This is a genomic window from Streptomyces sp. NPDC057010 (assembly GCF_042673805.1).
In the GTDB taxonomy this organism is placed as follows: domain Bacteria; phylum Actinomycetota; class Actinomycetes; order Streptomycetales; family Streptomycetaceae; genus Streptomyces.
The window spans coordinates 204,047-213,431 of sequence record NZ_JBHUSC010000008.1 but is presented as its reverse complement, the minus strand read 5'-3'; the positions used below and the strand labels follow the sequence as shown (position 1 = coordinate 213,431).

The window sequence follows — 9,385 nt, the reverse complement described above, 5'->3', positions numbered from 1 at the left end:
CCCCCGGCGCCCACCGCCGTCTCGTCGTACCTCACCCTGCTCGCGCCGCGCCCTGCTGCGGCTACCAGACCACCGGCAGCCGCAGGACGCCCTGGACCGAGCCGCCGGGCTTGGTTCCCAACCGCTCGACCGGCTCGGCGAGCCGCAGCCCCGGGAGCCGTACGGCCAGTTCGACCAGGGCGATCTCCAGCTCGGCGCGGGCCAGGTTCTGGCCGATGCACTGGTGGACGCCGTAGCCGAAGGCCAGATGGTGCAGGGTGCCGCGCCCGACGTCGAGGACGTCCGGATCGGCGAAGGCCTCCGGCGAACGGTTGGCCGCGGCGTTCGGCAGGTAGACGGCGTCGCCCTCCCGGATCACCCGGCCGCCGATCTCGATGTCGGCGGCCGCCACCCGCTGGAGCTCGTCCGCGACCGACAGGAACCGCAGGAGTTCCTCGACCGCACCGGGCGCGAGCGCCTCGTCGGCGCGCAGCCGGGCGAGCTGCCCCGGGTGTTCCAGGAGCGCGAGAACGCTCAGCCCGATCATGTTCGCCGTGGTCTCGTGGCCCGCGACCAGCAGGAACATCGCGATGGAGGCGACCTCGGCCCGGGTCAGCTCCCCCGCTGCGAGCCGGTCCCTGATGAGCTCGTCGAGCAACCCCTCGCCGGGCTCGGCCAGTTTGGTCTCGATCAGTTCCTCGAAGTACCCGATCAGGGTGGCGCTCGCCGCCGCGGCCTCCTCGGCGGTGCTGGTGGCGAGCAGCATCCGGCGGGTCTGCTCCTCGAAGAACTCGTGGTCCCCGTAGGGCACTCCGAGCAGTTCGCAGATGACGGTGGACGGCACGGGCAGCGCGAACTCCGGTACGAGATCGGCCTCCCGGCGCCCGCCGGCCACCAGCGCGTCGATCCGCTCCACGACGATCCGGCGGATGGCCGGCCGCAGCGAGTTGACCCGCTTCACGGTGAAGCTCGGTATGAGCATGCGGCGCTGCACGTCGTGCTCGGGCGGATCCATCCCGACGAGCGCGACGAGCTTCGCGGCGGCCATCCGGGGCACCAGTACCGGAAAGTCCGGCCGGGACCGGTCGGAGGAGAGCCTCGGATCGACCAGGAGCCGACGCGTCTCGGCGTAGCCGGTGACGGCCCACGCGGTGCGCCCGTCGTATAGCCGCACCTGCGCGAGCGGGCCTTCCTTCCGCAACTCCTCGTAGCCGGCGGGCGGGTGGTACGGGCACTGGCGCGACATGGGGAACTTGGGCAGCATGCGGCCCCCTGGCTGCTAGGACGGCGGGCGGAGGGACCGCCCGCGATGACGCGGCATCTTCCACAACCCCGATAAAGCACGACTAAAGGGCTGTTCACCGCACTGCGCGCCGGCCGGTCCTGCGGATCCCTGCCGGAAGCCTTGACGCTGGGCGCGGGCGCTCGGATACTTGCGGCCAAATCGATTTGGCCAAATCGATTTGGCTCTCCGTCCAGGGCCGGATCGCGGCTGAAATCCGAGCGTGCAGCAACGCCCGAACGGAGCCTGAACGTGTCAAGCCCCCGCGAGACCCTGCCCGGTGCGGAGCACCCGGCGCCCACGTCCACGTCCACTCCCACGTCCACTCCTGCGCCTAGTCCCGCGCCCACTCCCGCGACACCCCACCCCGTCGACGAGTCCCGGCCCCTCGGCCGGATCCTGCTCTTCGGGATCCAGCACGTCCTCGTCATGGCCGCCACCCCCATCTCGGCGATCTTCCTGATGAGCGCGACCCTGCGCCTCAGCCCGGCGCTCACCGTCAACCTCCTCTCCGCGGCCTTCGTGCTCTCCGGGGTCGGATCCCTGATCCAGTCGCTCGGCCCCTGGAAGTTCGGGCCGCGGCTGCCCTTCGTGATGCTTCCGGGGGGCGCGCCCCTCATCCTGTTCCTCGCCATCGCCGACCAGCACGGCCTGCCCACGGCCACCGGCGCGGTGATCCTCACCGCCGCCTTCACCTTCGTCGTCCTGCCCCTCTTCTCCAGGCTGCTCGCCTTCTTCCCGGCCCTGGTCATCGGCACGATGATCGTCATCGTGGGCGTCAACCTGGTGAAGGTCGGCGCGGTCCTGGTCACCGGCCGGCCCGGCCAGCCGGGCTTCGCCGACCCCGCCAACCTCGGGCTCGGCCTGGCGACCATCGGCTTCACCGTCGCCTTCTACCTCCTCTTCAGCGGCATCCTGCGCCAGTTGGCGGTGATGCTCGGCCTCCTCGCCGGCACCGCCCTCGCCGCGGCCCTCGGTTCCGTCGACCTCGGCCGCGCCGCCGACGGCGGCCTGCTCACCCTGCCGCACCTGCTGCCGTTCGGCTCACCCCAGTTCAACCTGGTCGCCGCACTGCCTCTGATGCTCTACAGCCTCGCCTCCATGGCGGAGGCGACAGGCCAGACCGTCATCAACGCCGAAGCCGTCGGCAAGGAGATCGACACGCGCACCGCCGTCCCCAGGACCGTTCGCGGCGACGCGCTCACCTCCCTCTTCGGCGGGTTCTTCGGGCTGCCGCTCCTGGTCACCAGCGGCGAGAACATCGGCATCGTCCGCGTCACCGGCGTGCGCAGCCGGTTCGTGACCGCAGCGGCCGGTCTCGTCCTGATCGCCATCGGGTTCCTCGCCCCCGTGACCCGGGCCATCAGCGTCATCCCGTCCGCGGTCGTCGGCGGCACCGCGATGGTCGTCTTCGCCGTGATCACCGTGCTCGGCGTGCAGATGCTGGGCCGTTCCGACCTCGACAAGCACACCAGCACCTTCATCTGCGCGGTCGCCCTCGCGCTCGGCCTGCTGCCGATCCTCGTTCCCGGTGTGTACGGGGGCTTCCCGCCGAACGTCCGGATCCTCCTCGAAAGCGGCGTCGCCGTCGGCGCGTTCGTCGCGGCGGTCCTCAACATCCTCTTCCACCACGTCAGGCCGGGCATCGCCGCCCGCCTCGCCACCGCCCGTACGGAAAGCGACCGATGAACCAGCCCGTCCGCGAACTCCTGCACGGCCCCGGGCCGTTCCTCCTCCTGCCGGATGCCGTCCTGCTGCCCGAAGGGCCCGCCGACGGCCACGCGGTCGTCGTCGCCGACGGCTCCTTCCGCGCCGTCGGGCCCGCCGGTGAGCTGGTGCGCCGGCATCCGCACCTGGACCCCGTACGACTGCCCGGCCGGCTCCTGATGCCCGGGTTCGTCGACTCCCACCACCACCTCACGCAGAGCTTCGGTTCCGCGCTCGCCTTCGGGGAGCCGTCGGAGATCTTCCGCAGGGTGTGGGAGCCGCTGGAGGGGGCGCTGGACGAGGAATCGGCGTACGTGGCCGCCAAGCTGGCCGCTCTCGAATCCCTGCGCGGCGGTTTCACCACCGTCGCCGACGCCGGAACGCGCGCCGGTGTCGACGCCGAGGTGGTCGCCTCGGCGGCGCGCGACGCCGGCATCCGGTGCGTGCTGGGTCTGGTCTGCAACGACGCCGAGGGCGGTGGCGCCTCCGTCCTGGAGGCCGCCGAGAAGCACCTCGCGCGCTACGCGGACGACCCGCTCGTCCACCCGTCCCTCGCCGTCTCCATCCCCGAGGCCGCCACCGAGGGGACGCTGCGGGGCACGGCTCGACTCGCCGCCGAGTCCGGGGCCGTCGTACAGATCCACGTCAACGAACACCTGGCCGGTGTCGAGCGCTCTCTCGTACGCCACGGGCTGCGCCCCCTGGAGCACCTGCACGCGATCGGCGCCCTCGGCCCGCAGTTGCTGGCCGCGCACGCCACCCTCCTCACGCCGCGCGAGCTCACCCTGCTCGCCGACACCGGTACGGCGGTCAGCTACAACCCCGTCGCCAGCGCCTGGAAGGGCAACGCCGTCGCGCCCGCCACCGCCATGGCCGAACGCGGCATCCGCTTCGGGCTCGGCACGGACGGCACGCGGGGCGACGGGTTCCGCCTCGCCGAGGCGGCCGAGTTCGCCCAGCGGATCGCCTACGGGCTGGTCACCGGCGACTCGTCCTGCGGCGCCGGCTGGACCTGGCTGGAGCACGCCACCCGGGGCGGCGCCGACGCCGTGGGCCTCGGTGCGCGGACCGGCACGATCGCCGAGGGCCTGGCCGCCGACTTCCTGCTCGTCGACGTCACCGGCCCGGAGCTCGCACTGTCCTGGGACCTGCCCTGGGAGCTGGTCCGGCGCGGCAACCGCGACCAGATCAGCGCCGTGTTCGTCGCGGGCCGCATGCGCCTGTGGAGCGGCCGGCCCGTCGACTGGGACGCCGCCGCCCTCGTACGGCAGGCGGCCGGCCTGGCCCGCGCCACCCTGGGACGGGCCGCCGTCACCCGCGTGCACCCCACCTCCACGCAGGCACGGGAACGGAGCGCCGCACGGTGACCGCGCTGACCCTGGTGGTGCTCGCCGTCACGGTGACCGCCGCCGCGTTCGTCCAGGGCAGCAGCGGGCTCGGATTCGCGCTGATCGTCGCCCCGGTGGCGGGCATCCTCGATCCCGGCCTGCTCCCGGTGTTCGTCCTGGCGGCGATGATCCCCCTCAACGCGTACGTGGCCTGGCGCGAACGGGCCTCACTCGACGTGCGCGGCGCGGGCTGGATCACCGCCGCCCGGCTCGCCGCGACGCCCGCCGGTCTGGCGCTGCTCTGGGTGATCCCCGACCGGCGTCTGGGCCTGTTCGTGGGCCTCGCCACCGTGCTGGCGGCCGTCGTGAGCCTGGCCGCGCCGGCGTTCACGCCCGGCAGGGCCGCCTATGTGGGCGCGGGGGTGGTGACCGGCCTGACGGAAACCGCCACCGGGGTGGGCGGGCCGCCGCTGGCGCTGGTCTACCAGCACCGGCCGCCGGCCGAGCTGCGCTCCACCGTGGCCGCGTGCTTCCTCGTCGGCGAAGTCGCCTCGCTGCTGCTGCTGTTCGCGACGGGCAAGGGGAACCCCGCGGACCTCGGCTGGGCGCTCGCCCTGGTGCCGGCGATCGGGGTGGGGGCGTGGCTGAGCCGCCTGGTGCACCACCGGCTGGACGCGCGGCGGATGCGGCTGTGCGTGCTGGTGTTCGCCCTGGTCTCGGGGGTGGTCCTCATGATCGGGCGCTGACCGTGGGGGCGGGGGCCGCGCCGCGCCGCGAGGAGGCCCGGGCGATCAGCCGCGGCTCGGGAGCCGCCACCGTCCTGGCGGCGTCGGCCTCGCCGCGCAACCGGGCCAGCAGCAGCTCCACCGCACCGGCCGCCGCCCGGTCCAGGCCGAGGTCCACGGCGGTCAGGGGCGGTTCGCAGGTGCGGGCGCGCAGGCCGTCGTACCGGGTGACGACCATGACGTCGTCCGGGACGGCGCGCCCGCTGGCCCGGACCGCCCGTACGGCGCCCACCGCGAAGGCGTCCACCAGCGCGCACACCGCGTCGATCTCCGGGTGCCGGGCGAGCAGGGCGGCGCACCGTTCGTAGCCGGCCTGTTCGCCGCCCGATTCGGGGGCGGTCGCCACGATGGGCTCCCAGCCGTGCGCCTCGGCGACCCGTTCGTAGGCCGCGCGCGCGTCCACCGAGGAGTGCCGGGCGCCGGAGCCGATGAACAGGGCCGGTTTCCGGGCGCCCTGCTCGTGGAGGTGGGTGAGCAGCAGCTCGGCGACGGTCCCGCCGCGCAGGTCGACGTACGGGGCGTCCTCCTCGGGGGACACGGGCCTGCCGAGTGCCACGTACGGCAGTCCGCGCTCCTTCAGTACGGCCACCGCCGCGTCGTCCGCGTCGGGCTCCACGACGATGGCCCCGTCGATGTCGACGGAGTACAGGGCGGATCCCGACATCACGGGCGGTACGAGCACCAGCGCGTAGTCGTGTACGAGGGCGCTCTCGGCGGCAGCGGCGGCGACCTCCATGTAGAACCCCAGCCGGGACGGCCCTCCGGCCACCGCGAACGGCATGGACGAGGCGAGGGCGATGGCCCTGGCCTGCCCGCGCCTCAACCGCTGGGCCCGCAGGTTGGGCCGGTAGCCGAGCTCGCCGGCGACCTGCTTGATCCGCTCCCGGGTGCGGGGGTCGACCTTACCGATCCCGTTGAGGGCGTGCGAGACCGTGGTGCGGGACACCCCGGCGACCCGCGCGACGTCGGCGATCGTCGGCGGCCTCGGGCCGGAGCCGGAAGTGGACATCTGCGGCGGCGCTCCCCTCACGCTGGGCACTGGTGATCTCCATCATCGCCGACGGGCGGGGCGCCCGTCACAGCCTCCGGCTCAACGCGTCTTCGGTCGGAGGCGGCGGGCGCCCGGGGCGGGGGCGGCCTCCAGGAGGCGCGGGGGGCGGTGGCCGGCGGCGGCGAAGGCGGCCGTGACGGCGCCGCCCACCGTGCTCTCCCGCCCGGCCTGCACCAGCGCGATGACCGAGCCCCCGAAGCCGCCCCCGGTCATCCGGGCGCCGAGTGCCCCGGCGTCCAGTGCGGTGGTCACGGCGAGGTCGGTCTCCGGGCAGGAGACGCGGTAGTCGTCGCGGAGCGAGGCGTGGCCGGCGGTGAGGATCGGGCCGAGGGCCGCGGCATCGCCCTCCCGCAGCCGGGAGACGGCTTCGGCGACGCGGGCGTTCTCGGTCACCACGTGGCGGACCAGGGGCGCGAGTTCCGCCGGCAGGGCGTCCAGCGCCCGTGGGAGTTCCCCGGCGGGCAGGTCGCGCAGGGCGGGCAGGCCGAGCAGCGCGGCCGCGCGTTCGCAGCCCGCGCGCAGGGCGGCGTACGCACCGTCGCCGAGGTCGTGGGTGACCCGGGTGTCGATCACCAGCAGCCGCAGCCCCTGGCCCGCCAGGTCGAAGGGCACCTGCCGGTGGTGCTCCGGGGTGCGGGCGTCGAGGTGGAGGGCGGCCTCGGCGGTGCAGCACACGGAGGCCATCTGGTCCATGATCCCGCAGGGGACGCCGACGAAGGCGTTCTCCGCGCGCTGCGCGGTCCGGGCCAGTTCGGGCCCGGGCAGGCGCAGCCCGTACAGCTCGTCGTAGGCGACGGCGACCGCGCACTCCAGCGCGGCGGAGGAGGAGAGGCCGGCGCCGGTGGGCACCGTGCTGTCGAAGTGGAGGTCCGCGCCCCCGACGGGGTGTCCAGCCCCGGCGAGTGCCCAGACCACGCCGGCCGGGTAGCCGGCCCAGCCCGTCACGGCGCCGGGGGTCAGTGCGGCCACCGCGAACTCGGTGATCCGGCCGTCGCCCTGCGCGCTGTGCAGCCGCAGGCGTCCGTCCGTACGGGCGCGGGCGGCGAGGAGGGTGGTCTGCGGGAGGGCCACGGGGAGGGCGAACCCGTCGTTGTAGTCGGTGTGTTCGCCGATCAGGTTGACCCGGCCCGGGGCCGCCCAGACCCCGTCCGGGGAGGCGCCGTAGAGCCGTCGGAAGGTGTCGGCGACCCGGTCGGCCCGGCCGTCCTCGTCCCACCGGCCGGTCACGACAGGGCCTCCCGCAGTCGGCGGGCGGCCGTCTCGGGGGCCACGTCGTTGATGAAGGCCTCCGTGCCGGATTCCGTACCGGCGAGGAACTTGAGCTTGTCCGGGGTCCGGCGGACCGTGAACAGCTCCAGGTGCAGGGCCAGTTCCCCGCCGCCGGTACGGGGTGCCTGGTGCCAGGCCGAGACGTACGGGGCCGGCGCCCACCGCTCCGGCTGCCCGGGCAGGGGGAACAGCCGGTCGAAGCGGCGCAGCAGGTCGAGGTAGACGCCCGGGAACTCGGCCCGCTCGGCTTCGGTGAGGCGGGTCAGGTCGGGGACGCGGCGGTGCGGGTAGAGGTGCACCTCGTAGGGCCAGCGGGCGGCGTAGGGAACGAAGGCGGTCCAGTGTTCCCCGGCGGTGACGACGCGTTCGGTGGCGGTGCGGGCACGGGACAGGAGGTCCTCGAAGAGGTTGCGTCCGGTGGCGGCGCGGTGGGCGGCCGCGGCGGCGGTCATCTTGGCGGTGCGCGGGGTCGCGAAGGGGAAGGCGTAGATCTGGCCGTGGGGGTGGGCGAGCGTCACGCCGATCTCGGCGCCCCGGTTCTCGAAGCAGTACACCTGTTCGACGCCCGGGAGTGCGGAGAGCTGAGCGGTGCGGTCGGTCCACGCGTCGAGGACCAGGCGGGCGGCGGCCGGCGTGAGGTCGGCGAAACGGGCCTCGTGATCGGGGGTGAAGCAGACCACCTCGCAGCGTCCGGCCGCGCCGGCGAGCGAGGGGAAGCGGTTCTCGAAGACGGCCACCTCGTAGTCGGCGGCGGGGATTTCGCCCAGCCGGCCGTCCCGGGACGGGCAGAGCGGGCAGGCGCCGGCGGGCGGGTGGTAGGTGCGGTCCTGGCGGTGGGAGGCGATCGTGATCCAGTCGCCGGTCGCCTCGTCCCGCCGCAGTTCCGGCTCGCTGCGCACGCGGTCGAGCGGGCGCCGGTCGGGCGCGTCGCGCACGGCGCTTTCGCCGGTGTCGAAGTAGATCAGTTCGCGGCCGTCCGCGAGTTTCGCGAGGGTCTTCTTCACCCACCAAGAATAAACATCTTCAAACATCATCCACCAGCCTGTGGGCGGGCATTCCCCACGCTCAAACAACCCTGCCGTGCTATCTTGCGACCTTCCGACCGGATCCGCCGATCCTCCCCGGAGGGAACCGTGGCCGAGCAGTCCGCCCAACTCGCCCACCAGCGACGTGCGCTCATCCTGGACGCGGTCCGGCGCGACGGCGCGGTGAGGGTGGCGGACCTGGTCGGCCGGCTCGGCGTCTCGGACATGACGGTCCGCCGGGACCTGGACGCCCTCGCCCGGCTCGGCGCCGTGGAGAAGGTCTACGGCGGGGCCGTCGCCCCGGCCGGGACCAGCGGGCACGAGCCCGGATTCGACGCCAAGTCCGGCCTGGAGGGGGCCGCCAAGGCCGCCATCGCGGACACGGCCGCCACCCTGGTGGAACCGGGCAGCGTGGTCGCGGTCTCGGGCGGCACCACCGCGCACGCGGTCGCCGCCCGGCTGCTCGGCGTTCCGCGGCTCACCATCGTCACCAACTCCCTCCCGGTGGCGGAGCTGGTGCGCGCCGCCGAACGCGACGGCGGGGCCGACGCCCCCGCCCTGCTGCTCACCGGCGGCTCCCCCACCCCGTCGGCCGCGCTGGTCGGGCCGCTCGCCGACCTCGTCATCGGCTCCCTCCACGTGGACCTGCTGGTCCTCGGCGCGCACGGAGTGGCGGAAGGGGCCGGGCTGACCACGCCGAACCTCATGGAGGCCCAGACGAACCGGGCGCTGGTCGCCTCGGCGCGGCGGGTCGCCGTCGTCGCCGACCACAGCAAGTGGGGGGTGGTCGGGCTCAGCAGCTTCGCCGCCCTCGACCGGGCCGACTGGTTCGTGACCGACGCGGGCATGCCCGCGCCCGCCCGCGCCGTCCTCACCGAGGCGGTGGGCGAACTCCTCGTCGCGGGCGAGGAGCACTGAGCGCGGCAGCCGGCAGGGCGCGCCCGATGTCCCGGACGCCC

General features: G+C 74.3%; 8 protein-coding genes. 4 read left to right on the top strand and 4 right to left on the bottom strand.

Translation table 11 applies throughout. From position 1 onward, the window contains the following. Window positions 1-61: 61 nt before the first annotated feature. Window positions 62-1,243, bottom strand: a complete 1,182-nt coding sequence (locus ACFTXQ_RS11930; protein WP_382638876.1) for a cytochrome P450 — start codon at window positions 1,241-1,243, stop codon at window positions 62-64. Between the two features lie 447 nt (window positions 1,244-1,690). Between ACFTXQ_RS11930 and ACFTXQ_RS11925 the strand changes: the two genes are divergently transcribed. From ACFTXQ_RS11925 to ACFTXQ_RS11915, 3 genes are read left to right on the top strand one after another with little or no spacing between them, the layout of a single operon-like run. Beyond that, window positions 1,691-2,950, top strand: coding sequence for a uracil-xanthine permease family protein (locus ACFTXQ_RS11925; protein ID WP_382638873.1), 1,260 nt, complete (start codon window positions 1,691-1,693; stop codon window positions 2,948-2,950). Continuing rightward, the gene (locus ACFTXQ_RS11920; RefSeq protein WP_382638870.1) at window positions 2,947-4,335 is read left to right on the top strand and encodes an amidohydrolase family protein; all 1,389 of its coding nucleotides are present in this window, start codon (window positions 2,947-2,949) and stop codon (window positions 4,333-4,335) included. The genes ACFTXQ_RS11925 and ACFTXQ_RS11920 overlap by 4 nt, the downstream gene beginning before the upstream one ends. Beyond that, window positions 4,332-5,042: a TSUP family transporter gene (locus ACFTXQ_RS11915; RefSeq protein ID WP_382638867.1), complete on the top strand. Its 711-nt coding sequence runs from the start codon at window positions 4,332-4,334 to the stop codon at window positions 5,040-5,042. Before ACFTXQ_RS11920 ends, ACFTXQ_RS11915 begins: the two co-directional genes overlap by 4 nt. On the opposite strand, the gene ACFTXQ_RS11910 is transcribed toward ACFTXQ_RS11915, so the two are convergent. The 3 genes from ACFTXQ_RS11910 to galT form a co-directional block, all read right to left on the bottom strand. Continuing rightward, the gene (locus tag ACFTXQ_RS11910; RefSeq protein ID WP_382638864.1) at window positions 5,026-6,090 is read right to left on the bottom strand and encodes a LacI family DNA-binding transcriptional regulator; all 1,065 of its coding nucleotides are present in this window, start codon (window positions 6,088-6,090) and stop codon (window positions 5,026-5,028) included. The two genes, ACFTXQ_RS11915 and ACFTXQ_RS11910, sit on opposite strands and share 17 nt — an antisense overlap. Before the next feature lie 81 nt (window positions 6,091-6,171). Next, window positions 6,172-7,359: a galactokinase gene (galK, locus tag ACFTXQ_RS11905; RefSeq protein ID WP_382638861.1), complete on the bottom strand. Its 1,188-nt coding sequence runs from the start codon at window positions 7,357-7,359 to the stop codon at window positions 6,172-6,174. Continuing rightward, the gene (gene galT / locus ACFTXQ_RS11900) at window positions 7,356-8,405 is read right to left on the bottom strand and encodes a galactose-1-phosphate uridylyltransferase (protein WP_382638858.1); all 1,050 of its coding nucleotides are present in this window, start codon (window positions 8,403-8,405) and stop codon (window positions 7,356-7,358) included. Before galT ends, galK begins: the two co-directional genes overlap by 4 nt. A gap of 129 nt (window positions 8,406-8,534) precedes the next feature. On the opposite strand from galT, the gene ACFTXQ_RS11895 reads away from it, so the two are divergent. Continuing rightward, a complete protein-coding gene (locus ACFTXQ_RS11895) occupies window positions 8,535-9,344 on the top strand; it encodes a DeoR/GlpR family DNA-binding transcription regulator (RefSeq protein ID WP_382638855.1) in 810 nt (269 codons plus the stop codon). Window positions 9,345-9,385: the final 41 nt, after the last annotated feature.